Source organism: Brooklawnia cerclae (assembly GCF_011758645.1).
GTDB lineage: Bacteria > Actinomycetota > Actinomycetes > Propionibacteriales > Propionibacteriaceae > Brooklawnia > Brooklawnia cerclae.
On record NZ_JAAMOZ010000001.1, the window covers coordinates 824,852 to 848,769 of the forward strand.

Below are 23,918 nucleotides of genomic sequence, written 5' to 3' on the forward strand. Positions count from 1 at the left end.
GGCTGTCACGCCTTGCCCGGCGCTCGGCTACTTGCCCAGAGCGTCGTTGGCCGCAGCCTCGACACCGGCGGAGGTGATGATGCCGAGCAGTTCGGCGATGCGGTCGTTGAACTCGGTGCGTGAACCCAGGGATTCGGGGAAGAACCCTCCGGTCATGATCCGCTCGACGTGGTCACGCACGCCGGTGGCGCCGGCCGTCGCCTTCGCGAGGGCCTCACGCTGCGGCTCCTCCATCTCGGCGGCGATCGCCCCCGGGTCGAACCCGGCCGGCGGAGCCACGCACGCGATCCACGACGCGGCGGTCAGCGCCATCTCGTGCGGCATCTCGCCGAGGTCGAGCAGGCGGATCGCCGGCTCGACGATGCGCTGCAGGAGCTTGGCCGAGCCGTCCGACCCGACGCGCGCGGTCTTGTCTCCGAGCGCATGGTTCTGCCAGCGATGGAAGAGCTGGGCGACGTAGGCGTCGGGGTCGAAGCCGGTCGGCAGATCGATGCTGGGCAGGTACTCGTTGTAGATCGCGGCACGCACGCTCTCGGCGACGAAGTCCTTGTCGCGGGCCGACGGGATGGTCGGCGAGTCGCTGAGACCGCCCAGGTAGCTGATGAGGGAGTGTGACCCGTTGAGCAGGCGCAGCTTCACGAGCTCGTACTTCTCCACCTCCTCCGAGAAGATGGCTCCCGCGGCCTCCCAGGCGGGACGCCCGGCCTTGAAGTGATCCTCCAGCACCCACATGGTGAACTGCTCGGCGGGCACCGGGGCCTCGTCCCGAAGACCGAGGATCTTCTCGACCTGGGCCTTCGTCTCCTCGTTCGTGCCGGGGACGATGCGGTCGACCATCGCGTTCGGGAAGCTGACCTGGTTCGTGACGTAGTCGAGCACCGGAGCCTCGACACCCGCGGCCTCCAGGAACTCGAACACCATCTCGCGGGTGGTGGTGCCCGCGGACTGCATGTTGTCGCACGACAACACCGTCACCGGTGCCTGCGACTCCCGCGCGCGCTTGACCAGGCCCCAGGCCAACTGCGCCAGCGGTGCCTTGGCGGTGTCGGGCCCGGCGAGGCTCGCAGCGATGTCGGGATTGCCGACCAACAGCTTCCCGGTGGCGGAGTCCTTGTTGTACCCCTTCTCGGTGATCGTCAGCGTGATGATCTTGTGCGCGGGGTCGGCGATCTCGGCGAGCACGTCGCCGGGTTGTTCGGCGGCGACGAGGAGCTTGCGGTGCACGTCCACGAGCTGGACGTCGGTGCCTTCCGGGCTCAGCTGGAGGATCGAGTAGAGGTAGTCCTGCGCCTGCATGGCGTCGATGATGCGCCGCGACCGGTTGGCGACTCCGACGATGCCCCAGTCGCCGCCCTTGTCTGCCATGGCAAGGGCGGTGTTGACGGCCGCATGGGCGCGATGGAACTGACCGAGGCCCAGGTGGACGATGCCCGTGGCGTCGGGGGCTGACGCGCCGATGCGCCGCTCGAACGGCGCGTTGGACCGATTGAGATGTGGCATGAAGCGACCAATCTGTCGATGAACGTTGTGTGTCCTTTTCTAGCAGCCGGACCCGATCTGTAGATCACAGTTGCCGTGCTTGCCTGTGGTATGGGGTTTGGTTCCCGGCCGGGGGCGGGGTTATGGTGGTCGCATGCTTCGACCGCCGAGTGCCTGTGGAGTGGCGCTCCTCCTTGGTCGCCGCAGCGAGACTCGCTTCTAGCCAGTCCTCCTCGCTGCGGAGTCTTGTCGTGTCGGCTGGCAGCCACCACCCACAGACGAGGAGAAGCATCAATCATGACCACCACTGTCGACGGCGTCGAAGCCGACGTCCGGTCCACCAAGCCCCGCACCCGGCCCCAGACGCGTCCCGTGCAGCAGCCGAGCCCCATGCCGTTCCAGCGCTACGTACCCTTCCGCCCGCTCGACCTGCCTGATCGCACGTGGCCCTCGAAGCGCATCACCAGGGCGCCGCGCTGGCTGTCCACCGATCTGCGCGACGGCAACCAGGCACTCATCGACCCCATGACCCCCGGCCGCAAGCGCAAGATGTTCGACCTGTTGGTGAAGATGGGCTACAAGGAGATCGAGGTCGGCTTCCCGTCGGCCTCGCAGACCGACTACGACTTCGTCCGCTCGCTGATCACCGACGACGCGATCCCCGACGACGTCACGATCTCCGTGCTGACCCAGGCGCGTCCCGACCTGATCGACAAGACGGCGCAGTCGCTGATCGGCGCCCGCAGGGGAACCATCCACCTGTACAACGCCACCGCGGAACTGTTTCGTCGGGTGGTGTTCCGCGTCAGCGAGGACGAGTGCCGCGAGCTGGCCAAGCAGGGTACCCGCTGGGTGGTCGACGCCGCCGAGAAGTACTTGGGCGAGGTCGAGTTCGGCTACGAGTACTCGCCCGAGATCTTCACCCAGACGCCGACCGATTTCGCCATCGAGGTCTGCAACGGCGTCATCGACGTATGGCAGCCCGACGCCGAGCGGGAACTCATCGTGAATCTGCCCGCGACCGTCGAGATGAGCACACCGAACACGTACGCCGACCAGATCGAGTACTTCTGCCGCAACGTCGATCGCCGTGAGCACCTCTGCGTCTCGCTGCACACCCACAACGATCGGGGCACAGGCATCGCGGCCACCGAGCTGGGGCTGATGGCGGGGGCCGACCGGGTGGAGGGATGCCTGTTCGGGCACGGCGAGCGCACGGGCAACGTCGACCTGGTCACCTTGGGCCTCAACCTGTACTCGCAGGGCGTCGACCCGATGATCGACTTCAGCGACCTGGACGAGGTACGGCGCACCGTCGAGTACTGCACCGGGATGCTCGTACCCGCGCGTCAGCCGTACTCCGGCGACCTCGTCTACACAGCGTTCTCGGGGTCGCACCAGGACGCGATCAAGAAGGGGCTGGAAGACCTCGAGGCCAAGGCGGCCAGGGAACATGTAGCCGTTCACGAGGTGGCATGGCAGGCACCGTACCTGCCCATCGATCCGCACGACGTCGGGCGCACCTACGAGGCCGTCATCCGTGTCAACAGCCAGTCCGGCAAGGGCGGCATGGCCTACCTGATGAAGACCGACCACAAGCTCGCCCTGCCGAGGCGCCTGCAGATGGAGTTCAGCCGCGTCGTTCAGGCGCATACGGACGCCGAGGGCGGCGAGGTCACCAGCGACCAGCTGTGGCAGATCTTCTCGGACGAGTACCTGTCGCGGACGAGCCCGCTGCAGGGGCGTGGCTTCACCTCGGAGTCCGGCGACGACGGGTTCCGGTTGAACGTGAAGGTCGACTACAACGGCAAGCAGACCCAGCTGACCGGTGAGGGCAATGGACCGGTGTCGGCCTTCGTCGACGCACTGGCCGCTCTCGGCGCGCACGTACGCGTCCTCGACTACGCCGAACACGCTCTCACGTCGGGCGGGGACGCGCAGGCCGCCGCCTACGTCGAGTGCGAGATCGGCGAGAACGGCGACTCGCAGGTCTTCTGGGGCGCGGGCATCGACCCGGACATCACGACGGCTTCGTTGAAGGCCCTCGTGAGCGCGGTGAACCGGTCCAAGGCCTGAGGGGCCGGCCAGGGGCGGCATGTGGCTGACCTCCTTCGAGTTGTCCCGTGAGTACGCGGGACAACTCGAAGGAGAACCGATGAGCGGTCGCCGTGTGGCAGACTCGCAGGGGTGAACCCTCCCCAGCCAGCGGCTCTGGTGTTGCGGGGCCGGCACTTCGGTGCCGCCCAGCCAGCCGTGATGGGCATCATCAACCGGACGCCCGACTCGTTCTACCCACCGGCCCGTTACGTCGACGTGGAGGACGCGCTGGCCCGCGCGGACGCAATGGTCGGCGAGGGGGTCGACATCGTCGATGTGGGGGGCGTCAGGGCTGGCCATCAGGGCGACTGGGTGGAGGCCGACGAGGAGGTCGCGCGGGTACGGCCGTTCCTCGAACGGCTGCGGCAGCGGCATCCCGGGCTGCTGGTCAGCCTCGACACGTGGCGCGCTGAGGTGGCGTCCGCCTGCGACGGACTGATCGACCTGGTCAACGACACGTGGGCGGGAGCAGACGGCGAGCTCGTCGGTGTGGCCGCGCGGTGCGGTGTGGGCTATGTGGTGTCACACACCGGCGGACTGCCTCCGCGAACCGATCCCAGCGGGGTCGACTACGGTCCTGACCCCGATGCCGTCGTGGACAACGTCCTCGCGACCCTGGCGAAGGGTGCGCGGCGTGCGGTGGAGGCCGGTGTCGACCCCGCAGCGGTGCTAGTGGACCCCACCTTGGATTTCGGGAAAACGACGGAGAACTCCTTGCGGCTGGTGGCGGTCACGTCCCGCATCGTCGAACTCGGTTTCCCCGTGCTCATGGCGATCAGCCGCAAGGACTTCGTCGGTGAGACCCTCGACCTGCCGGTGGAGGAGCGGCTGGAGGGAACGCTGGCTGCGACGGCGATCGCCGCTTGGCAAGGTGCGACGGTGTTCCGCACCCATGACGTACGGGCGACCAGGCGGACGCTCGACATGGTTGCGTCCATCCGGGGAGATCGTCCCCCGGTGAGGGCAGTGCGCGGGCTGTAAGGCCGAACGACGCCCCGGGCTCAGGCGACCGGGCCCCCAGGAACGGCAGGTTGCGTTGAGGGCCTACGGTTCGATCAGCCCGCGCTGAACCGCACGGACGAGCCTACGGGGGACCTGGACGACGCGTCCCTGGACGCGAACCGGCACCAGATCCACCGGGGCCGCCTTCCATTGGGCCCGCCGTGAGCGGGTGCGGCTGCGCGACATTCTGCGCTTGGGGACGGCCATCAGCTGTTTTCCTCTCGCCGGGTCCGGCCGTAGCGCCGGTTGAACTTCTCCACACGCCCGGCGGTGTCGACCACGCGGGACGTGCCGGTCCAGAACGGGTGGCTGGCACTCGACACGTCCACGTCGACGACGGGGTAGGTGTTGCCGTCCTCCCACTCGACGGTGACGGACGAGGTCGCGGTGGAGCGCGTCAGGAACTCCAGGCCTCCGGCGCGGTCCCGGAACACGACCGGGTGGTAGTCGGGATGAATCCCCTTCTTCACGGCGCGATCACCAGCTCGATTTCGTGACGCCGGGCAGGACGCCGTCGTGGGCCAATTCGCGCACCTTGATGCGCGAAAGGCCGAAGGCGCGCAGGTAGCCACGCGGGCGGCCGTCGATCGCGTCGCGGTTGCGCAGCCGGACGGGACTGGCGTTGCGCGGGAGGGCGTGCAGGGCGGCCATGGCGGCGTCCCGCTCCTCGGGGGCGAGGTTCGGATCGACGGAGCGGCGTTTGAGATCGGCGCGGCGTTCGGCGTAGCGGGCGACGACGACGCGGCGCTGGGCCTCGCGGGCGATCTTGCTCTTCTTGGCCATGTCAGCGCGTCTCCCTGAACTCGACGTGGCGCCGCGCGATGGGGTCGTACTTGCGCAGCACAAGGCGCTCGGGGTCGTTGCGACGGTTCTTGCGGGTCACATACGTGTATCCGGTGTCGGCGGTGGACCGCAGTTTGATCAACGGGCGCAGTTCGGTGCGCTTCGAGGCCATCAGAGGTTCTCCCCGCGTGCACGAATGCGCCGGACGACCTCGTCGATGCCGAGCCTGTCGATCGTCTTGATGCCGCGGGCGGAGACGGTGAGCGTGACGTTCCTGCCCAGTGACGGCACCCAGTAGCGCTTGCGCTGGACATTGGGGTCCCAGCGGCGCCTGGTGCGCCGGTGGGAGTGGGAGACCGAGTTACCGAATCCGGGCGAGGTGCCGAGCACCTGGCAGCGTGCGTGCATGGGACGATCCTACATAATGAAAATCGTTATCGTCAAATGGTCGGATCATGCTCCCTGAACACGTCGGGGACGGCAGCCCGATCAGCCGGCGTTCGATGCGTCGTTCGGTTTCGCGCCGCCGAAGCGCCGGTCGCGTCCGGCGTACTGCTCGACGGCCGCCCATAGATCACGGCGATCCCAGTCGGGCCACAGCTTGTCGCTGAAGACGAGCTCCGCGTAGGCCGCCTGCCAGATCAGGAAGTTGGAGGTGCGTTGTTCCCCCGAGGTGCGGATGAACAGGTCGACATCGGGCACCTCCGGCTCGTCCAGGTAGTTGCGGAAGGTCCGCTCGCTGATGTGCTCGGGATCGATCCGCCCGGCGGCCGCCTGGCGCGCGATCTCGCGTACGGCATCGACGATCTCGGCGCGTCCGCCGTAGTTGACGCACAGTTGCAGGGTGAGGACGTCGTTGTCGGCCGTCTGCCGCTCGGCGAGCTCCAGCTCCTTGATGACGCTGGACCACAGGCGTGGCCTGCGCCCCGCCCACCTCACCCGGACGCCCAGGGCGTCCAGATGATCGCGGCGGCGATGGAGCACGTCGCGGTTGAATCCCAGGAGGAAGCGCACCTCGTCGGGGGAGCGTTTCCAGTTCTCGGTCGAGAAGGCGTACGCCGACACGTACTTGACGCCGAGTTCGATCGCGCCCTCGATCACCTCGAAGAGCACCGATTCGCCCACTCGGTGTCCCTCGGTCCGCGGCAGCCCGCGCTGCTTGGCCCAGCGGCCGTTGCCGTCCATGACTATCGCCACATGGCGGGGGAGAACCTCGGCCGGGATCTCGGGAGGCCGGGCACCGCTGGGATGCGGGACCGGGGGATGCTTGGCCGGACGGGCGATCGCGCGTGGCATGTCCACACACCCTAGTCCCTGTGGCCGATGCGTGTCGCTTGCCGACGGACGGCGGCGAGCGGGGGCACTATGGACAGGTGCCGACCTATCGTGACGAAGCCGTTGTGCTGCGCACGCACAAGCTCGGCGAGGCCGACCGCATCGTCACGCTCTTGTCGCGGACGCATGGCAAGGTTCGCGCCGTCGCCCGGGGTGTGCGCAGGCCGTCGTCACGCTTCGGCGGGCGATTGGAGCCGTTCAGCCATGTGGACGTCCAGTTCGCCCAGGGGCGCACGCTCGATGTCGTCACGCAGGTCGAGACCCTGCACGCCTACGACGCGCCTCTTCGCGTCGACTACGGTGCCTTCACCGCGGGCCAGGCGATGGTGGAGACCGCCGATCGGCTCGTGGCCGAAGAGGGGGAGCCGGCCCTGCAGCAGTACCGGCTGCTCGTCGGCGCGCTGCGCACCCTCGGCGAGGGGACGGGCGACGGGCCGCGTCCTGCCCCGATGGTTCTCGACTCCTACCTGCTGCGGGCCCTCGCCGTGGCGGGATATGCGCCGGCGGTGCACGACTGCGCCCGATGCGGGCTCGAGGGGCCGCACGAGGCGTTCGCCCCCGAGGCCGGTGGCATGGTCTGCCGAAGCTGCCGCCCGGCGCGGTCCGTACTTCCGAGCGCGGGGGCGTGGCGACTGCTGTCCTCCCTGCTCAGCGGTGACTGGCCGGCGACGCAGGGGGTGGAACGCCGGGTGCAGTCCGAGGTGAGCGGCCTGGTGGCGGCTTTCGCGTCCTGGCACATGGAGCGCAGCCTGCGCTCGCTGCCCTTCGTCGATCGGGGCGAGTGCGCTCCCGTCAGACCGGGTGACGCGGTGCTGGACGGGCGGATCGCGGGCTCGTTGCGCGCGTCCTGAGATCGACGCGTCCCGGAATCGAGTGGCGCCGCTGCGCGAAGGGAAGGCCGGGCGCGCCGCAGGTTGTCAGTGCTCGCCGGCGGGCTGTGGCACGTTCTCGTCGTCGGGGAGGATCGTGCGCCGCATCCGGCGCCCGATCAGGCGACCTATGGGGAGGGACACGACGAACACGACGATCGCGAGGACGACGATCGTCGCGCCCGAGGCGGTGTCGAGGTAGTACGACCCGACGACGCCGAGGAAGGCCACCACCAGGCCGATCACCATGGAGAAGAAGATCGTGCGGCGGAATCCCGTGACGAGATTGTTCGCCGTCGCGACCGGGATCACCATGAGGGCGCTCACCAGCATCAGGCCGACGGTACGCATCGAGACGGCCACCGTCGCGGCTGCCTGGACGACGATGAGGAGGCTCAGCAGCCGTGTGGGCAACCCCTGGGTGCGGGCGAAGTCCTCGTCCGCGCACACCGCGAAAAGCTCCGGGGACAATCCGATCGAGACGATCAGGACGAAGACGGCCACCACGGCGACGATCACGAGGTCGGTGGAGTTGACCGAGGTCAGCGAGCCGAACAGGAACTGGGTGAGGGAGCCGGAACCGGCGCCCGCGATGCCCGCCATGAGGACGCCGGCCGCCAGCCCGCCGTAGAACAGGATGGCGAGCCCGACATCGCCCGACGCCCGCCCGGACTGCCGGAGCAACTCGATGAGGACGGCGCCGACGATGCACACGACGACCGCCACCGGCACGGGGGACTGGCCGGTGATGAGCGCGAGGCCCACCCCTGCGACAGCGACGTGCCCCAGACCGTCGCCGAGAAGGCTGAGGCGACGCTGGACGATGTAGGTGCCGACCGCCGGGGCCATGAGACCCGTCAGCAGACCGGCGATGAGCGCGCGCACCATGAAATCGAGGGCGAAGGGGCCCATGTCAGTCCTCCTGTTCCGCGGAGGGGGCGTGCAACTCGGGTTCGAGCAGCGCCCTGCCCGGGGCGGCTTCGTGGTGGTGGGTGTGCTCGGGCGAGGGTGCGCCTGCCAGGGGGCCGTCGTGGACGACGCTGCCGGCCTGCAGCACGACGCTGCGCTCGAGCAGCGGTTCCATCGGGCCCAGTTCGTGGAGGACGACCAGGATGGTCAGGCCCTCCGCGTTCAGGTGGGCCAACAGCCGGGCGAGGCTCGCCTGGGTGCGCACGTCGAGGGCTGAGAAGGGCTCGTCCAGGACGAGCAGGTCGGCGTGCGCGGCGAGCGCGCGGGCGATGAGTGCTCGCTGCTGCTGGCCGCCCGACAGGTGGGCCATGGCGCGCGAGCCGAAGCCGGTGAGGTTCACGCGCGCAAGGGCGGCTGCGACCGCCTCGCGGTCGGCGCGGCCGTGTGGGGTGAACGGACGGCGCCGGGACAGGCGTCCCAGCATCACCACCTCGTCCACGGTCGCGTTCTGCACCTGCAGCCGCCCGCGCTGGGGCACATAGCCGATCCGCGTCCAGGCGCGGAACTTCTCGAGTGGGGTGCCGAACAGTTCGACGGTGCCTTCCTGGTGGGGCACCAGGTTCAGCAGGGTGCGCAGCAGGGTGGTCTTCCCTGATCCGTTGCCGCCGAGGAGCGCCACCACCTCTCCTGCCGTGATGTGCAGGTCCACACTGTGGAGGATCTGCACGTCACCCAGCCAGGTGCTGACATCCCGCGCCTCGATGACCGTCGTCACTGGCAGGTGTTCGCCGTCTTCAGCGATTCCAGGTTGGATTCCATGACGGCAATGTAATCACTTCCACGGGACTGGTCGCTCAGGGTCTCGAGCGGGTCGAGCACATCGGTGGCCAGGCCGAGGTCACCGGCGATGCTCTCGGCCACCTTCGGCGAGACTGCGGTCTCGTAGAAGATCGTTGTCACGTTGTGTTCGGTGGCCTCCTGCTGCACTTCGGCTATGCGGGCCGGGCTCGGCTCTTCCTCGGGCGACAGGCCGCTGATGCCCACCTGCGTCAGGCCGTAGCGGGCGGCGAGGTAGCCGAAGGCGGCGTGGTTGGTGATGAAGGTGTCGACCTGGCAGTTCGCGAGCCCGGTGGAGAACTCGTCGTCCAGGGCCGACAGGTCGGAGGCCAGCGTGTCGGCGTTGGCGGAGTATTCCGAGGCGTGGTCAGGGTCGATGCCCGCGAGTTCGGTGGCGACATGGCGTCCGATCTCGGCGAGGTTCTCCGGGTCCAGCCACACGTGCGGGTCGTAGGCGCCGTGCTCGTGTTCTTCCTCGGACTCCGTGGACTCGCCCTCGTCCGCATGCTCGTCCTCGTCGGCGGTGCGCAGTTCGAGGAAGGTGGCCGAGTCCACGATGTGCGCGGGTTCGCCCTGGTCGACGGCCTCGTCGAAAGCGGTCTGGTAGCCGTCCTGGTAGATGACGAGGTCGGCCGTCGCGACGGCCTCGACCTGCTGGGGAGTGAGTTCCAGGTCGTGCGCCTCCGCGCCGGGATTCAACAGATTGGTGACGTCTGCGAGATCGCCCGCGACGCGCTCGGCCACGAACTGGAAGGGGTATGCCGATACGACGATGGACGTCCGGGCGTCGGACGATCCCTGTGCGTCGCCGGATGAGCAGGCGGTGACCGCCAGGAGTCCGGCGGCGAGCGCGGCGGCGCTGAGCCGGCGGATTGACTGGTTCAACATGAGATTCATTATCAACCTCACTTCGTGGTCAGCCAAATCGGCGGTGGTTCGCGATCGGGCGCCCAGACGATAGCCTGTCTGGTGGACGTTCGCCGGGTGACCCGCGATGTCGTCCGCACCCGATGCCAGCCAGGTACCGGGACACGCGTCCCAGTGGGGACCCGAACTATGGGGCAGCACATGGCTGAGAGCACACTCGACAAGGTCATCAATCTCTGCAAGCGGCGGGGTTTCGTCTTCCCGTGCGGCGAGATCTACGGAGGCTCGCGTGCGTCGTGGGACTACGGACCGCTGGGCGTCGAGCTCAAGGAGAACATCAAGAGGCAGTGGTGGCGCTACATGGTCACCGGCCGTGACGACATCGTCGGCCTCGACTCCTCGGTGATCCTGCCGCGCGAGGTGTGGGTGGCCTCGGGGCACGTGTCGGTGTTCAACGACCCGCTGGTCGAGTGCCTGTCGTGCCACAAGCGCTTCCGGGCCGACCAGTTGCAGGAGGAGTACGCACACCGCAAGGGCCTCGACAACCCGGACGACGTCCCGCTCGCCGAGGTGCCCTGTCCGAACTGTGGCACGCGCGGACGCTACACCGAGCCGCGCGACTTCAACATGATGCTCAAGACCTACGTGGGCCCGATCGAGGACGAATCAGGGTTGCGCTACCTGCGTCCCGAGACAGCCCAGGGCATCTTCATCAACTTCCGCAACGTGCTGAACGCCACTCGCCAGAAGCCTCCCTTCGGCGTCGGCCAGGTGGGCAAGAGCTTCCGCAACGAGATCACCCCCGGCAACTTCATCTTCCGTACCCGTGAGTTCGAGCAGATGGAGATGGAGTTCTTCGTCGAGCCCGGCACGGACGAGGAGTGGCATCAGTACTGGATCGATCACCGCAAGGCCTGGTACACCGGTCTCGGGATCACCGAGGAGAACCTGCGCTTCTACGAGCATCCGAAGGAGAAGCTCTCGCACTACTCGAAGCGCACGGTCGACATCGAGTACAAGTTCGGTTTCGCAGGGTCCGACTGGGGTGAGCTCGAAGGAATCGCCAACCGCACCGACTTCGACCTCACGACGCATTCCGAGCATTCGGGTGTCGCGCTGGAGTACTTCGACCAGGCGCGGGGCATTCACTACACGCCGTACGTCATCGAGCCCGCCGCAGGCCTCACCCGCTCGCTCATGGCGTTCCTGGTCGACGCGTACGCCGAGGACGAGGCGCCCAACACCAAGGGCGGCGTCGACACACGCGTCGTGCTCAAGCTCGACCCGAGGCTGTCGCCGGTGAAGGTCGCGGTGCTCCCACTCAGCCGCAACGAGCGGTTGTCGCCGAAGGCCCGGGCGCTGGCCGCGGAACTGCGCACATGCTGGAACGTCGACTTCGACGACGCGCAGGCCATCGGCAAGCGGTATCGCCGCCAGGACGAGATCGGTACCCCGTACTGCGTGACGGTCGACTTCGAATCGCTGGACGACGACGCCGTGACCGTGCGGGAGCGCGACACTATGACGCAGGAACGGGTGCCCATCACCGGTGTGAGGGCATACCTGGCCGAGCGGCTCGCCGGCTGCTGAGGCCCGTTCGCCGAAACGGAGAAGCCATGACCCAGACTCCTGCCACTCGCGCCGCACTGCCGACCCGGGCCGAGCGCCTCAACCGCCTGCCGTTCGGCCGCGAGCACACCAAGCTGCTCGTCGGCTCGGGGATCGGGTGGGCGCTCGACGCCATGGACGTCGGCCTCATCAGCTATGTGATGACGGCCCTGGCCAGCGAGTGGAACCTCGGCAACACCCAGCTGAGCTGGATCGGATCGATCGGTTTCGTCGGCATGATGATCGGTGCGTCGGTCGGCGGGCTGCTCGCCGACCGGCTGGGGCGCCGGAACGTCTTCGCGCTCACCCTGCTCGTCTACGGAGTGGCCACCGGCGCGGCGGCGCTGTCGACCGGCGTCGCGATGCTCATCGTCCTGCGGTTCGTCGTCGGGCTGGGCCTGGGCGCGGAGTTGCCGGTGGCCTCCACCCTGGTGAGCGAGTTCGCGCCGCAGAGGATCCGGGGACGCATGGTCGTGTGGCTCGAGAGCTTCTGGGCGATCGGGTGGATCATGGCGGCGCTGCTCGGCTACTTCCTCGTCCCGCACTCCCCGGCTGGATGGCCCGGATGGCGGTGGGCGCTGCTCGTGGGCGTCGTCCCGACGCTGTATGCACTGGTGGTGCGGCACGGCCTGCCCGAGTCGGTCCGGTTCCTGGAGTCGAAGAAGCGGCTCGCGGAGGCGGAACGGTCGGTGCGGGAGTTCGAACGCCGCTCCGGTGTCGAACCGCAGGTCGACTTCGACATCGCGGTCGAGCAGACCCCGGCGAGCGTGGAGGCCGACGACAAGCCGGCGTCGGTGTTCTCACCCGAGTTCCGCGTGCGGACGATCGCACTGTGGGCGGTGTGGTTCTTCGTCAACCTCAGCTACTACGGAGCCTTCACGTGGCTGCCGACCTTGCTGTTCCGCTCCGGGCACTCGCTCGTCCGGTCGTTCGAGTTCACCTTGATCATCACCTTCGCGCAGTTGCCCGGGTACCTGGTCGCGGGCTGGGTGATCGAGAAGTGGGGACGACGGGCCACGCTCGCCGTGTTCCTGCTGGCGTCCGGCATCGCTGCGGCCTTCTACGGCCTGCAGAGCACCCCGGCGGGCATCATCGTCGCCGGATGCGCCCTCAGCTTCTTCAACCTCGGCGCCTGGGGTGCGCTGTACGCGATCGGCCCCGAGATCTACCCGACGTCGATGCGCGGGGCCGGGACGGGAGCAGCCGCCGCCGCCGGACGAGTGGCCGGCGTCATCGCGCCACTTCTCGTCCCGCTGCTGCTGACCGGTGGCGGGAATCCGCTGGTGTTCGGGGTGTTCGCCGTGTCGTTCGTGATCGCGGCGGGCAGCGCGCTGGCTCTCCCGGAGCGGCGGAACCAGAACATGGTGGAGTAGCCGCCCACTCGTCGTTCCGGGCTCGGTGACAGGATGGAGACATGAAGCCACGTGTCCTGTTCATCGGAGGTACTGGGCGGATCAGCACGGCCTGCGTCCGCCTCGCGGTCGAGCGGGGATGGGCGGTGACCCTGCTGAACCGCGGGCGAACCCATCTGCGGGTTCCGCCTCCCGACGGCGTGGAGGTCGTCGTCGCCGATGTGCGTGACCTCGACGCGGCCCAGGAGGCGCTCCAGGGGCGCACCTTCGACGTGGTCTGCGAGTTCCTCGGGTTCAACGCGGACGAGGTGGCGGCCGACATCGAGCTCTTCCGTGGACGCGTCGGCCAGTACATCTACATCTCCTCGGCGTCCGCCTACCACAAGCCACCCACGACGTGGCCGATCACCGAGGCGTCGTCCCTGGGCAATCCCTACTGGCAGTACTCCCGCGACAAGATCGCCGCGGAATCGGTGCTGCAGGCCGCATGGCGCGACGAAGGGTTCCCGGTGACGATCGTGCGCCCGAGCCACACCTACGACGGGACGAGTTGCCCGCTCCCGGGCGGCTGGACCGCGATGCAACGGATCATCGAGGGACGGCCCATCGTCATCCATGGGGACGGCACGTCGCTGTGGACGCTCACGCACTCCCGCGACTTCGCCAAGGGATTCGTCGGCCTGTTCGGCCGGCGCGAGGCGATCGGCGAGGCGTTCCACATCACCACCGACGAGGTGCACACCTGGGACCAGATCGCCGGCTCGCTGTACGAGGCCGCCTACAGTCTGGGTGCGATCGCCAGCCGGGAGCCGCGGATCGTCCATGTGGCATCCGACATGATCGCCGATGTGATCCCCGACCTCGGCCCGGGTCTGGTGGGCGACAAGGCGAACTCCCTGATGTTCGACAACTCGCGGATCAAGGCGCTCGTCCCCGACTTCGTCTGCACCACGTCGTGGGACGCCGGGGCCCGTGAGACCGTGGAGTGGTACCTCGCGCACACCGATCAGGCGACCGCCGACCCTGGGCTGGACGCCGGATTCCAGCGGCTGATCGAGGCGCGCACGTCGTTGTGAGTGCGCGACCCCGGCGCACCCGGAGGGGTGTTTCACGTGTTCGTCTACGCTTGAGCAGATGACGACGACCACCGATAGGCCCACCCGGCTGCGGCCTGCCTTGCGGCTCGGGTCGCCGTCGAACCCGGACGCGGTGGTCGTCGACACGCCGGTCGTCCTGGCCCCGATGGCCGGGGTCACGAACGCGGCCTACCGGCAGTTGTGTCGTGAGCAGGGTGCCGGGCTGTACGTGTGCGAGATGATCACTGCGCGCGGGCTGGTCGTCGGCGATCCGAAGACGGCCGACATGCTCGTCTTCCCACCCGCCGAGACCGTACGCAGCGTCCAGACCTATGGCGTCGACCCCGTGTCGCTCGAAGTGGCGGTCGACATCCTGTGCGACGGGTTCGGTGTCGATCACATCGACCTGAACTTCGGATGCCCGGTGCCGAAGGTCACGCGCAAGGGCGGGGGAGGCGTGCTGCCCTGGAAGCTCGATCTCGTTCGCGAGATCATCACGAGCACCGTGCGCACCGCCGACCGGTGGGGTGTGCCGGTGACCGTGAAGACCCGACTGGGCATCGACGCCGACCACCTCACTTATCTCGACATGGGGCGGCTGGCCGAGGACTGTGGCGCTGCCGCGATCTGCTTGCACGCGCGCACGGTCGAGGAGGCGTACTCGGGGCACGCGCACTGGGACGCGATCGCGCGTCTGGTGTCGGCCGTCGACATCCCGGTGCTCGGCAACGGCGATATCTGGGAAGCCGCGGACGCGGTGCGGATGGTCGAGCAGACAGGGTGCGCGGGTGTCGAGGTCGGGCGGGGCTGTCTCGGACGACCGTGGCTGTTCCGCGACATCGCTGCCGCGATGGCGGGGGAGCAGGTGACGACACTGCCCCGGCTGGGGGAGATCTGTGCGATGGTTCGCCGTCACGCCGAGTTGTTGGCCGATGTCTGGGGCGAGCGGCACGGCATGAAGGACCTGCGCAAGCACATGGCCTGGTACTTCAAGGGCTTCCCGTTGGGCGGGGACTTGCGGCATGCGCTCGGCATGGTGTCGAGCTTGGCCGAGCTGGACGCTCTGCTCGCGGACCTCGGTCCCGATCTGGCCTTCCCTGTCGAGGAACTCGGACGACCGCGCGGTCGTCAAGGAAGTCCGCGCGGCAGGGTGGCAATGCCGCAAGGCTGGCTGGACGACCGCTGTGGCCTCGGGCTCGACCTGTCAGCGGCCGAGTCGGACGTCTCCGGCGGTTGATCCGGGGCTGTTTTCTCTCACCGGGCGTGACAAAGAACCCTCTCTGTCCTAGACTTGTATATACAAGTCTAGGAGGCCTGATGAGAATCTCGACACTGACCATGGTGGAACATGCCGAGCGCCGCGGCTACGCGGTTCCGGCCGTGAACGTCTTCGACGAGTTCAGCATGCGGGGTGCGGTCCTGGCGGCCGAGCGTTGCTCGTCCCCGCTGATCGTGCAGATCTCCACGAAGACCGCTCGATCGCTGGGCGTGCGCCTTGTCACCGACCTGTTCGACGCGATCGCGGGGTCCTCGCCGGTGCCGGTGGCCCTGCATCTCGACCACTGCCCCGACCGCCGCGTCATCGACGAGGTGGTGGAGGCGGGCTGGTCGTCCCTGCTGTTCGACGCGTCCGACCGCGAACTCGAGGCCGCGGTCTCGGAGACCTCGGAGGTCGTCCGCCAGGCACATGCGGCCGGGGTGGCGGTCGAGTCCGAGATCGAGAACATCGTGGGCGTCGAGGACGGGGTGGGCTCGGACGAGGCCGTCCACGCCTACAGCGTCAGCCAGTTGGCCGACATCGCCGCCCGGACCGGGACCGATCTACTGGCCCCGCAGCTCGGGACCGCTCACGGCCTGTACACCGCGGCGCCCGTGCTGTTGTTCGGACGCGCCGCCGAGGTGCGCCGGGCGAGCGGGCGGCCCGTCGTCCTGCATGGTGGCACTGGGCTGTCGGACGACGAGTTCCGGCGCTTCGTCCGCGCGGGGGTGTCGAAGATCAACATCTCCACCCAGTGCAAACGCGCCTACCTGCAGGCCGGGCTCGTCCACCTTCGCCAGGCCGAGGTGGACGACCACTGGGACCCGCCGGCCTATCTCGACGCGGTCACCGAGGCCGTCGCGGCGTCCATCGCCCAGTTGCCGCCGGTGTTCGGGTCGGCAGGGCAGGCGATGGATCTGCTGGCGCGAGCGGAAACCCTGGCCCACGCATGAGCGCACTGATCCTCGACTGCGACGGGACGCTCGCCGACACCGAGCGCGACGCACACCTGCCCGCTTTCAACGCGACGTTCGCCGAGCTCGGGCTGGATGTCGTCTGGGGTGTGGAGGAGTACGGCAGGCTCCTGCGGATCGGTGGCGGCAAGGAACGCATGGCCACACTGCTGACCCCCGAGTTCGTCGCGAGGCATCATCTGCCGAGCGATCCCGGGGCACAGCGCGAACTGCTGGCCGACTGGCATCGGCGCAAGACAACGCACTACAGGCGGCTCATCGCCTCGGGCCGCGTCCCACCGCGACCCGGGGTCCGTCGTCTCGTGGCAGAGGCCCGCGAACTGGGCTGGCAGGTGGCCGTGGCGTCCACATCGCAGCCGGCGGCGGTGCGGGCGGTGCTCGACATGGTGTTCGGCCCGGGCTCGGCGAGCGGGTTCGAACTCTTCTGCGGCGACCAGGTGAGCGCCAAGAAACCGGCTCCCGACATCTACCTGCTGGCCCTGGAAGGGCTCGGGGTCGGCCCCGGCGAGGCCGTGGCTGTCGAGGACAGCCGTCAGGGGCTGCAGGCGGCGCAGGCCGCCGGGATACCGACGCTCGTCACCGTCTCCAGCTACACGATCGACGAGGACATGTCGGGCGCGGCCGTGGTCGTGAGCGACCTCGGGGAGCCGGACGCGCCCATGACGGTCATCGCCAACCAGGCGGGTGTGCGTCTGGGACGCTACGTCCGTGCCGCCGACCTGGCCCTACTCACGGGCGGACGGAGGCCGCTGCGCGGCGGGCGGACGTCACATGTGGGTAGTGACGTCGTGGCTCACGCTCCCGCTGGCGATGTCGAACGTGAACCCCAGCCGGATCCGGTCGCCGCGGAACGTGATGCGTGAGAACTCGTAGGGCCCCCGCTCCGCAGAACTGGTGTCCTCCAGCTGCAGGGCGGGGCGCCCGGCGGGCAGACCGAGAAGCGGGGCATCGGCGTCGTCCACCTGCACGCTCTCGAGCTGCTGGCTGACACGGGCGGCCTCCAGGCCGTAATCGCGCGCGAGGATGGTACACAACTGCTCGCCGACGACGTCCCTGTCGATCAGGTCGGGAGCCAGGGCGACCGGCACCCACGAGCGGTGCAGGCTGATCGGATTGCCGTCCGCGCTGCGGACGCGCTCGATCAGCGTCACCTGAGTGCCTGCGTCCACGCCCAGGTGACGCGCGACCCGCCGGCCCGCCGGGACGACCTGCGCCCGCACCAGCTGTGTGGTCGTCTCGAATCCCTGCGCCTCCAACTGGGCACGGATGCCGTGGAAGGCGGGCGACGAGGTCTCGATCTTGGGTGCCGCGACATAGGTTCCTTTGCCGGGGACGCGGACGAGCAGGCCCTCGTCCGCGAGGCCGTTGAGCACTCCGCGTGCTGTCATCCGGCTGATGCCGTAGTCGCGGGCGATCGCGTTCTCGGAGGGAACCATCATCCCGGTGGCCCACTCACCGCTGTCGATGTGACGGCGCAAGATGTCGTCGAGCTGGGCGTAGAGCGGCACGGGTCCGCGCCTGTCGAGGCCTTCGAATGCCGCGGTCATCGAGTCGTAACCCTTTCTTCCCTTGATCGTCCACTGTACCGGGGCCGCGGTCGGGGTGGACGGACCGAGCGGTGTGGCAGGCTGGATTCGTGAGCGCGGACGACCTGCGACCCAATCCCCGTGCGGTGAACTGGGCTGCGACGATGCGAGGGCACGGCGGGGAATTCGTGGCGGCCCATGGTGATTCGTATGCCGGTGTCGCAGCCGGCCCGTCGATCGGCAGGGCGGAGCGGGAGGCTCGCGAGGCCGCGTACCTGCGTCCCGGAGCTACCCTCGCGGTCGGCGCCGGTGACCGGATGCGCCCTGAGGAACCGGACGACGAACGGACCTGCTTCGAGCGCGATCGCGACCGCATCGTCCATTCGGCGGCGTTCCGGAGGCTGGCGGGCAAGACTCAGGTCGTCGTCTATCCGACCGACCACCAGCGAACCCGCCTGACACACGCGCTCGAGGTCGCGCAGGTCGCGACATCCCTGGCCAGGGCCGTGGGCGCCAACGTGTCGCTCGCCGAGGCTATCGCCCTGGGGCACGACTGCGGGCACGGACCGGGCGGACATGCGTCTGAGGAGGCGTTCGACGCTTTCCTGCCCGAGGGCTTCGACCACGGCCCCTGGGGTGCCGACGTCGCCCTGGCCGAGCTCAACCTGTGCCGGGAGACCCTGGACGGCGTCCGCAACCACTCGTGGTCGCGACCGGCGCCGTCGACCGTCGAGGGGGAACTCGTCAGCTGGGCCGATCGCATCGCCTACTGTGCCCACGATCTCGAGGACGCGGTGCACGCTGGCATCGTCCACACCGGAGATCTCCCGGCCGTCGTCCGCGAGCGGCTCGGGACGACCAGGCGCGACCAGCTCCGCGCCCTCATCCATGCCGTCAGCGCCGCGGTGTGCCAGACCGGCCGGGTGGGCATGGACGAGGAGAGCGCCGGGGCACTGGCGGAGCTGCGGCGATTCAACTATGAGCGGATCTACACCCGCCCTGAGTCGCTGGCGCAGTCGCTTGCCGTGATCGACGTGCTGCGCGACCTCGTCGGCTACTACATCGAGCATCCCGACGCACTGCCGGACGACTTCCGGGCCGGCGACGACCTCGTGCGTCAGGCCGTGACCTATGTGGCGGGGATGACCGACAGGTTCGCCTTCGACCGAGCCGAGGTGCTGCTGGGGTGGGCGCCGGACCGCCTGCCGAGAGGGATCGGTCACGGGGCCTGAGCGGGGGGTATGGGATGCACGGGCCATGGAAAGACGACGCGAGATTCCCGGCCCAAATGCCACAGAAGTGCTCACGCGCGAGATCGAGGGTCTTCCGTGCGGGGCGCGGTATGGGTGCTGGTTGACGATACCGGCATCTGGTCGCTAGCGAACCAAATTGCCCGTCTGCAGCCCGGGATCTTTGGGCCCTGCCACGTTTCACCTAGTCAAATAGGCTCCCCGGACTGGACTCGAACCAGTAACCCTCTGATTAACAGTCAGATGCTCTGCCAATTGAGCTACCAGGGATTGCTCACGTCTGTCGACGCGAGAAGCAACGTTAGCAGATCATACGCGAAGACCCCAATCGATGGATTATGGCTAGTCAAACTCACGTCGCAGTTCGCCGATCAGCCCGACGACGTGCTTGGCGATCGCGGGATTCCCCAAGTCGGTTCGCCCGAGTCCCTGGGCCTGCCACGAGATCGGGTCGCTACTGCCGGGCTGGCGTCGTCCCACCAACGTCACTGAACCCAGGCCATCGGGCAGTTGCACCTGACGTTGCACCGCGATCGAGGCCTGCACCCGTTCGGCGAAGGTGACGGGCATCTGACCGGGCTCGGTCAGCACGACATCGTCCTTGGTTCCGTCGACGAGTTCCCACCGCAATCGCCTGGACTCGTAGTCCCAGCTTCCGGTGCGAATGTCGACCCACGCCACCAGGTTCCAGCCGCCGGGACGCCTCACGGCGAACACGTCGTGCAGAACCGCTGCCGTCGCCTCGGGGCCGTGAGCCGCCACGAGTACGTCCGGGCGCCTGCCCAGCGCCTCCCGCAACTCGGTTGTCTCTGCCGCGTCGAGCCTGTTGGGGTTCCGGTGAGCCATGTCCCCATTGTTCCACCCGGCCCGGCCGCAGGCCCGAGCGCTCCGGCCTCCGCAGACTCACGGTCAGCCGCATCAGTCCGGAATCAGCAGGTGCCGCGCGTGATTCAACCCCCTGCGCTCGATGCGTGTCACCGTCGAACGACTGATCCCCAGCCGCTCGGCCAGGGCGGCTCGCGAAACGGCCGGTTCACCGAGCCCGAAGCGACCACACAGGACGACGCGCTCGTCTCGTGGTAGCCGGTCCATCCACCAGGGTGGTGACGATTCAGCCGATGGACGGTCGGGATGCGACTCGGCGAGTTGTTCCGCGAGCTCATGCGTCAGAGGGATCGTCCGTGCCTCGCTCGCGACCGTGTGCACGAGAGACATCCCACGCCCCATTCGGCCGGCCACCTCCGAGGCACTGACGATCCTTCCCAGCTCGGCTTCCATGGACGCCCAGGTACGCCGGATCTCGAAGGACAGCCGGGCGCGATGATGACTCGAGTCGAGTTCGCCGCAGCGCACGAGCGCCGACGCGGCCAGCGCGCGATTGATCATCCCCCACGCCAGGGTGGAGAAGCGTGTGCCTCGAGCGTTGTCCCACCGCATGACGGCCTCTGCCAGCGCCAAACAGCCCTCTTGGAACAGATCGTCCCAGGGCAGGTTGGTGCGCCCGGCCCAGCGATGCACCAACGCCCGGACGAGCGGCAGGTTCGCCGTGAAGAACTCGTCGTGGGCGCGTCTTCCCTCGACCACCAATTGCCCGAGTTCCGCGCGCATCGCCCCGGACGGGTGATGGCCCTCGTCCATGGCGTGCTCAGCGAGCACTCCCGCCTCGATCACCCTGGCGAGCCTCGTCTCGTCCTCGACGGTGAGCAGGCTCTGTTCCTCGGCGATTCCCATGGGCACAGCCTTTCGGCCGCACGAGGCCTGATCGCACCTGTGCACAGCCCGAAAACGGACAACACCGACTGCTGTGGACGACGGCCGTGCCCGACTTCGTCGGTGCCTCCGGTTGCCGATGCCGGATTCAGTCGACGCCGAGACTGGCCTGCTCGAGCGTCCGCCGCCGGGACTCGAGCGCGATGAACTCGCTGAACGCCTGCTTGTGCGCCGACGGATGCTCCACCGGGTTGATGCGCTGAAGCCGCGACTTCAGCTCGGCGAGTCTCCGGATGGTGGTGAGCAGTTGAAGCCTGGCCGTGTATCCGGAGGCGTACGCCTCGTCCGGCTCCCGCACGATCGGCTCGACGAGCAACGCCACCTGGAGCTGGCGGACGACCACGTCCGCAGTCCGCTGCTGCAACAACTCGGTCCACCGATCGGGCTGGAACGGCGTGGCCAGGATCGCCTCGAACGCCGCCCGGTAGGCCGGATGCGAGAAGTCGTCGGGACTCACCCCGTTCCATTCGGTGTCGAACAGCGTCGGGTGTTGCAGCATCAGCTTGAGCGTGTCCCGCTCTACGGAGATGTTCCGATCCCCGGCGTCCGGCCAGGGCAGGGACAGCCCCTCCAACACCGGCCCCTGCTCGGGCACCGGACGCGCGGGCCGACGGCGCTCCTCTCGCGCCGAGGGCACCGGGTGTCGAGTCTGCTGGGCGACCACCTGCCGCACCTCTTCGACGTCCATACCCACCAGCTGGGCCAGGTCATGCAGGTATCCGCGCACCAGCGAGCCGTCGCGGACACTTGCCAGCAACGGTGCCGCAGCCCGCACCGCGGCCAGCCTGCCGTCCGCCCGATCGAGGTCGTACTGCTTGACGACGTTGCTCATCACGAACCGGTACAACGGGACGCGCCGGCCGACCAGTTCCCGCACCGCGGGCTCTCCCGACTGCAGCCGGAGGTCACAGGGGTCGAGCCCGTTCGGCTCGACGGCCACGTAGGTCTGGGCGACGAACGTCCGATCGAGAGAGAAAACCTTTAGGGCGGCGTTCTGCCCCGCCTGGTCGCCGTCGAAGGTGAAGACGACCTCACCGTTGAACGCGTCGTTGTTGCCCATCAGCCGCTGCAGGGTGCGCGCATGATCGATGCCGAACGCCGTGCCGCACGACGCGACCGCGGTGTCGATGCCCGACAGGTGACAGGCCATCACATCGGTATAACCCTCGACGACGACGGCCTGTGACTTCTTGCCGATCGGCTGCCGGGCCAGGTCGAGCCCGTAGAGCACATGCGACTTCTTGTACACCGGGGTCTCGGGGGTGTTGATGTACTTGGCGGGCAACCGGTCGTCCTCGTGGACGCGCCGCGCGCCGAAGCCCAGCACCGACCGCGCGGAGTCGCGGATCGGCCAGACGACGCGTCCCTGGAAGTAGTCCCAGCCGTTCTCCCTGATCAGCCCGGCCTTCACGAGCTCGTCGTCGTGGAAACCCGCCTTGTTGAGGCGCCGATGCAGTGCCCTGCCGTCCTTCGGCGCATACCCCATGCCGAAGTGCTCGGCGGCCTGCCTGTCGAAGCCACGGCCGTCGACGAACTGCCGGAAGATGATCGCCTCGGACGTGGTGATCTGTGCCTGGAAGAACTCTGATGCCGCCTCGTTCGCCGCGAGGATCCGCTGCCTCAACCCCGGTTGCGGGGCGGGTTGGCCATCCGAGATGAATCGCAACTGGACGCCGACCCGGTCCGCCAACACCTGGACGGCCTCGGCGAAGCCGAGATTCTCCATCTTCTCGATGAAGGTGATGACGTCCCCGCCCTCGCCGCAGCCGAAGCAGTAGTAGAAACCGCGTGCCGGCGTCACCTGGAAGCTGGGGGTCTTCTCGTCGTGGAACGGGCACAGCCCCTTGAGGGATCCGCCACCCGCGTTGCGCAACTGCACATAGCTGCCGACGACGTCCTCGATGCGGGCGCGCTCGCGGACGAGCGCGATGTCGTCCTCGTTGATTCGCGCGGCCATGGGTGACAGTTTAGGCCGCTCCCGCCGAGTCGGATTTCCCACTCGCCACCGCCCATGCGAAGGTGGGGACGTGCAGATCGATCCCACGTGGCGTCTCGCCGTCGCCCTGGTGCTCCTGACCGGGGCAGCAGCGCTGGCGACGTACCTGGGGCGCCTGCGGATGAGCCGGCAGGTCGTCCTCGCCGCCGTGCGGGCCACTCTGCAGCTGGCGGTCGTTTCCACCATCATCATCGCCGCCATCCAGCAGCTGTGGAGTTCGGTGCTGTTCGTCATGGCCATGTTCACCATCGGGGTGTTCACGACCGCCGGACGCGTGGGCACCCGCGCCGTGTGGCCATGGACGGCGCTCGCCATGGCCAGTGGCGTCCTGCCCGTGCTCGCGATCGTCTACCTGACCGGCACCACGCCTCTCAACGGGTACTCGCTGATCCCCATCGGCAGCATCATCGTCGGCAACACCATGACGGCCCATACGTTGGCCGGACGCAGGGTCTTCGCCGCGCTGAGGGACAACATCGGAATCTACGACGCCGTTCTTGCGCTCGGGCTGCCCCGGCGCCGGGCGATCTGGATGGTCGTCGAGCCTGTGGCCGCCGATGCCCTGATCCCCAATCTCGACTCGACCAGGACGGTCGGGCTCGTCACCCTGCCGGGAGCCTTCATCGGTGTGCTGCTGGGCGGTGGCACCGCGATCCAGGCGGGCGCCTCACAACTGCTCGTCCTTCTCGGCATCATGACCGGTCAGGCGATCACCGTGGTCGTCGCCGACCATCTCATCTGCCTGGCACGGCTGCTTCCGCCCGATCTTCGCGAGCGACTGCGCCCCTGAGCGCACCCGCTCGACGCCGCCGCGCACGGCCTCCACACGCGCGTGCGACCTGAGCTCATTGGTGCGGTCGGTCGAAGGGATCGCTCCGCGCCGGTATTCGCCTGAGCTCATGACGACGGGAACCCAGCCGTTCGACGAGA

General features: G+C 68.3%; 25 protein-coding genes and 1 tRNA gene. 11 read left to right on the top strand and 15 right to left on the bottom strand.

Translation table 11 applies throughout. The features are described from left to right. Positions 1 to 27: 27 nt before the first annotated feature. Positions 28 to 1,500 (bottom strand): mannitol dehydrogenase family protein, encoded by a 1,473-nt coding sequence (locus tag FB473_RS04030; protein ID WP_167165038.1) that lies wholly within the window; start codon positions 1,498 to 1,500, stop codon positions 28 to 30. A 276-nt stretch (positions 1,501 to 1,776) separates the two neighbouring features. On the opposite strand from FB473_RS04030, the gene leuA reads away from it, so the two are divergent. Then, positions 1,777 to 3,555, top strand: coding sequence for a 2-isopropylmalate synthase (gene leuA / locus FB473_RS04035; RefSeq protein ID WP_167165040.1), 1,779 nt, complete (start codon positions 1,777 to 1,779; stop codon positions 3,553 to 3,555). Between the two features lie 111 nt (positions 3,556 to 3,666). After that, a complete protein-coding gene (gene folP / locus FB473_RS04040; protein ID WP_341770021.1) occupies positions 3,667 to 4,557 on the top strand; it encodes a dihydropteroate synthase in 891 nt (296 codons plus the stop codon). A gap of 63 nt (positions 4,558 to 4,620) precedes the next feature. Here folP and rpmF read toward each other — a convergent pair whose 3' ends face one another. The 6 genes from rpmF to FB473_RS04070 form a co-directional block, all read right to left on the bottom strand. Beyond that, positions 4,621 to 4,785, bottom strand: a complete 165-nt coding sequence (gene rpmF / locus FB473_RS04045; protein WP_167165042.1) for a 50S ribosomal protein L32 — start codon at positions 4,783 to 4,785, stop codon at positions 4,621 to 4,623. Next, complete coding sequence (locus FB473_RS04050; protein ID WP_167165044.1) at positions 4,785 to 5,048, bottom strand: type B 50S ribosomal protein L31; 264 nt, start codon at positions 5,046 to 5,048, stop codon at positions 4,785 to 4,787. The genes rpmF and FB473_RS04050 overlap by 1 nt, the downstream gene beginning before the upstream one ends. A gap of 7 nt (positions 5,049 to 5,055) precedes the next feature. Beyond that, positions 5,056 to 5,361: a 30S ribosomal protein S14 gene (gene rpsN, locus FB473_RS04055; RefSeq protein ID WP_167165046.1), complete on the bottom strand. Its 306-nt coding sequence runs from the start codon at positions 5,359 to 5,361 to the stop codon at positions 5,056 to 5,058. 1 nt (position 5,362) lies between these two features. After that, positions 5,363 to 5,533: a 50S ribosomal protein L33 gene (gene rpmG / locus FB473_RS04060; protein ID WP_167165048.1), complete on the bottom strand. Its 171-nt coding sequence runs from the start codon at positions 5,531 to 5,533 to the stop codon at positions 5,363 to 5,365. Continuing rightward, positions 5,533 to 5,769, bottom strand: coding sequence for a 50S ribosomal protein L28 (rpmB, locus tag FB473_RS04065; RefSeq protein WP_167165050.1), 237 nt, complete (start codon positions 5,767 to 5,769; stop codon positions 5,533 to 5,535). Before rpmB ends, rpmG begins: the two co-directional genes overlap by 1 nt. A gap of 81 nt (positions 5,770 to 5,850) precedes the next feature. Beyond that, positions 5,851 to 6,657, bottom strand: coding sequence for an isoprenyl transferase (locus FB473_RS04070; protein WP_167165052.1), 807 nt, complete (start codon positions 6,655 to 6,657; stop codon positions 5,851 to 5,853). Positions 6,658 to 6,734: 77 nt separating this feature from the next. Between FB473_RS04070 and recO the strand changes: the two genes are divergently transcribed. Continuing rightward, positions 6,735 to 7,547 (top strand): DNA repair protein RecO, encoded by an 813-nt coding sequence (gene recO / locus FB473_RS04075; RefSeq protein WP_167165054.1) that lies wholly within the window; start codon positions 6,735 to 6,737, stop codon positions 7,545 to 7,547. A gap of 66 nt (positions 7,548 to 7,613) precedes the next feature. On the opposite strand, the gene FB473_RS04080 is transcribed toward recO, so the two are convergent. Genes FB473_RS04080 through FB473_RS04090 form a run of 3 tightly spaced genes read right to left on the bottom strand, consistent with a single transcriptional unit; the run spans position 7,614 to position 10,199 of the window. Next, entirely contained in the window at positions 7,614 to 8,477 is an 864-nt protein-coding gene (locus FB473_RS04080) for a metal ABC transporter permease (RefSeq protein WP_167165056.1), read from the bottom strand. Position 8,478: 1 nt separating this feature from the next. After that, entirely contained in the window at positions 8,479 to 9,249 is a 771-nt protein-coding gene (locus tag FB473_RS04085; protein WP_341770022.1) for a metal ABC transporter ATP-binding protein, read from the bottom strand. Then, a complete protein-coding gene (locus FB473_RS04090; RefSeq protein WP_243863471.1) occupies positions 9,246 to 10,199 on the bottom strand; it encodes a metal ABC transporter substrate-binding protein in 954 nt (317 codons plus the stop codon). Before FB473_RS04090 ends, FB473_RS04085 begins: the two co-directional genes overlap by 4 nt. Positions 10,200 to 10,379: 180 nt before the next feature. Here FB473_RS04090 and FB473_RS04095 point away from each other — a divergent pair, with 180 nt between their 5' ends. The 6 genes from FB473_RS04095 to FB473_RS04120 all read left to right on the top strand — a co-directional run bounded on the left by FB473_RS04095 (position 10,380) and on the right by FB473_RS04120 (position 17,309). Then, the gene (locus FB473_RS04095) at positions 10,380 to 11,768 is read left to right on the top strand and encodes a glycine--tRNA ligase (protein WP_167165060.1); all 1,389 of its coding nucleotides are present in this window, start codon (positions 10,380 to 10,382) and stop codon (positions 11,766 to 11,768) included. A gap of 26 nt (positions 11,769 to 11,794) precedes the next feature. Next, positions 11,795 to 13,159 carry an MFS transporter gene (locus FB473_RS04100; protein WP_208390425.1) on the top strand — a complete coding sequence of 455 codons (1,365 nt, stop codon included), beginning with the start codon at positions 11,795 to 11,797 and terminating at the stop codon, positions 13,157 to 13,159. Positions 13,160 to 13,200: 41 nt separating this feature from the next. Next, positions 13,201 to 14,214: an SDR family oxidoreductase gene (locus tag FB473_RS04105; protein WP_167165062.1), complete on the top strand. Its 1,014-nt coding sequence runs from the start codon at positions 13,201 to 13,203 to the stop codon at positions 14,212 to 14,214. 58 nt (positions 14,215 to 14,272) lie between these two features. After that, entirely contained in the window at positions 14,273 to 15,451 is a 1,179-nt protein-coding gene (gene dusB / locus FB473_RS04110) for a tRNA dihydrouridine synthase DusB (protein WP_167165064.1), read from the top strand. Positions 15,452 to 15,531: 80 nt separating this feature from the next. Next, positions 15,532 to 16,425, top strand: a complete 894-nt coding sequence (locus tag FB473_RS04115) for a class II fructose-bisphosphate aldolase (protein ID WP_167165066.1) — start codon at positions 15,532 to 15,534, stop codon at positions 16,423 to 16,425. Further along, on the top strand, positions 16,422 to 17,309 hold the full coding sequence (locus FB473_RS04120) for an HAD-IA family hydrolase (RefSeq protein WP_167165068.1): 888 nt from the start codon (positions 16,422 to 16,424) through the stop codon (positions 17,307 to 17,309). The genes FB473_RS04115 and FB473_RS04120 overlap by 4 nt, the downstream gene beginning before the upstream one ends. Here FB473_RS04120 and FB473_RS04125 read toward each other — a convergent pair. Then, the gene (locus tag FB473_RS04125; RefSeq protein WP_167165070.1) at positions 17,214 to 17,993 is read right to left on the bottom strand and encodes a GntR family transcriptional regulator; all 780 of its coding nucleotides are present in this window, start codon (positions 17,991 to 17,993) and stop codon (positions 17,214 to 17,216) included. The two genes, FB473_RS04120 and FB473_RS04125, sit on opposite strands and share 96 nt — an antisense overlap. Positions 17,994 to 18,136: 143 nt before the next feature. On the opposite strand from FB473_RS04125, the gene FB473_RS04130 reads away from it, so the two are divergent. Beyond that, positions 18,137 to 19,204 (top strand): HD domain-containing protein, encoded by a 1,068-nt coding sequence (locus FB473_RS04130; protein WP_167169026.1) that lies wholly within the window; start codon positions 18,137 to 18,139, stop codon positions 19,202 to 19,204. Positions 19,205 to 19,419: 215 nt separating this feature from the next. On the opposite strand, the gene FB473_RS04135 is transcribed toward FB473_RS04130, so the two are convergent. The 4 genes from FB473_RS04135 to dnaG all read right to left on the bottom strand — a co-directional run bounded on the left by FB473_RS04135 (position 19,420) and on the right by dnaG (position 22,949). Then, positions 19,420 to 19,492 (bottom strand) — tRNA-Asn (locus FB473_RS04135). Positions 19,493 to 19,564: 72 nt separating this feature from the next. Beyond that, a complete protein-coding gene (locus FB473_RS04140) occupies positions 19,565 to 20,068 on the bottom strand; it encodes a hypothetical protein (protein WP_167165072.1) in 504 nt (167 codons plus the stop codon). A gap of 72 nt (positions 20,069 to 20,140) precedes the next feature. Continuing rightward, positions 20,141 to 20,953, bottom strand: coding sequence for a sigma-70 family RNA polymerase sigma factor (locus FB473_RS04145; protein ID WP_167165074.1), 813 nt, complete (start codon positions 20,951 to 20,953; stop codon positions 20,141 to 20,143). Between the two features lie 127 nt (positions 20,954 to 21,080). Further along, entirely contained in the window at positions 21,081 to 22,949 is a 1,869-nt protein-coding gene (gene dnaG / locus FB473_RS04150; RefSeq protein ID WP_167165076.1) for a DNA primase, read from the bottom strand. Positions 22,950 to 23,019: 70 nt separating this feature from the next. Here dnaG and FB473_RS04155 point away from each other — a divergent pair, with 70 nt between their 5' ends. Then, the gene (locus tag FB473_RS04155; protein WP_341770023.1) at positions 23,020 to 23,778 is read left to right on the top strand and encodes an ABC transporter permease; all 759 of its coding nucleotides are present in this window, start codon (positions 23,020 to 23,022) and stop codon (positions 23,776 to 23,778) included. Positions 23,779 to 23,918 lie beyond the last annotated feature (140 nt).

What these genes read in the sequence shown, in the direction of transcription:
- FB473_RS04030 (WP_167165038.1), bottom strand. Translation starts at nt 1,500, where the DNA reads ATGCCACATCTCAATCGGTCCAACGCGCCGTTCGAGCGGCGCATCGGC.
- leuA (WP_167165040.1), top strand. Translation starts at nt 1,777, where the DNA reads ATGACCACCACTGTCGACGGCGTCGAAGCCGACGTCCGGTCCACCAAG.
- rpmF (WP_167165042.1), bottom strand. Translation starts at nt 4,785, where the DNA reads ATGGCCGTCCCCAAGCGCAGAATGTCGCGCAGCCGCACCCGCTCACGG.
- rpsN (WP_167165046.1), bottom strand. Translation starts at nt 5,361, where the DNA reads ATGGCCAAGAAGAGCAAGATCGCCCGCGAGGCCCAGCGCCGCGTCGTC.
- rpmG (WP_167165048.1), bottom strand. Translation starts at nt 5,533, where the DNA reads ATGGCCTCGAAGCGCACCGAACTGCGCCCGTTGATCAAACTGCGGTCC.
- rpmB (WP_167165050.1), bottom strand. Translation starts at nt 5,769, where the DNA reads ATGCACGCACGCTGCCAGGTGCTCGGCACCTCGCCCGGATTCGGTAAC.
- FB473_RS04070 (WP_167165052.1), bottom strand. Translation starts at nt 6,657, where the DNA reads ATGCCACGCGCGATCGCCCGTCCGGCCAAGCATCCCCCGGTCCCGCAT.
- FB473_RS04080 (WP_167165056.1), bottom strand. Translation starts at nt 8,477, where the DNA reads ATGGGCCCCTTCGCCCTCGATTTCATGGTGCGCGCGCTCATCGCCGGT.
- FB473_RS04090 (WP_243863471.1), bottom strand. Translation starts at nt 10,199, where the DNA reads ATGTTGAACCAGTCAATCCGCCGGCTCAGCGCCGCCGCGCTCGCCGCC.
- FB473_RS04095 (WP_167165060.1), top strand. Translation starts at nt 10,380, where the DNA reads ATGGCTGAGAGCACACTCGACAAGGTCATCAATCTCTGCAAGCGGCGG.
- FB473_RS04100 (WP_208390425.1), top strand. Translation starts at nt 11,795, where the DNA reads ATGACCCAGACTCCTGCCACTCGCGCCGCACTGCCGACCCGGGCCGAG.
- FB473_RS04105 (WP_167165062.1), top strand. Translation starts at nt 13,201, where the DNA reads ATGAAGCCACGTGTCCTGTTCATCGGAGGTACTGGGCGGATCAGCACG.
- dusB (WP_167165064.1), top strand. Translation starts at nt 14,273, where the DNA reads ATGACGACGACCACCGATAGGCCCACCCGGCTGCGGCCTGCCTTGCGG.
- FB473_RS04115 (WP_167165066.1), top strand. Translation starts at nt 15,532, where the DNA reads ATGAGAATCTCGACACTGACCATGGTGGAACATGCCGAGCGCCGCGGC.
- FB473_RS04120 (WP_167165068.1), top strand. Translation starts at nt 16,422, where the DNA reads ATGAGCGCACTGATCCTCGACTGCGACGGGACGCTCGCCGACACCGAG.
- FB473_RS04125 (WP_167165070.1), bottom strand. Translation starts at nt 17,993, where the DNA reads ATGACCGCGGCATTCGAAGGCCTCGACAGGCGCGGACCCGTGCCGCTC.
- FB473_RS04130 (WP_167169026.1), top strand. Translation starts at nt 18,137, where the DNA reads ATGCGAGGGCACGGCGGGGAATTCGTGGCGGCCCATGGTGATTCGTAT.
- FB473_RS04140 (WP_167165072.1), bottom strand. Translation starts at nt 20,068, where the DNA reads ATGGCTCACCGGAACCCCAACAGGCTCGACGCGGCAGAGACAACCGAG.
- FB473_RS04145 (WP_167165074.1), bottom strand. Translation starts at nt 20,953, where the DNA reads ATGGGAATCGCCGAGGAACAGAGCCTGCTCACCGTCGAGGACGAGACG.
- dnaG (WP_167165076.1), bottom strand. Translation starts at nt 22,949, where the DNA reads ATGGCCGCGCGAATCAACGAGGACGACATCGCGCTCGTCCGCGAGCGC.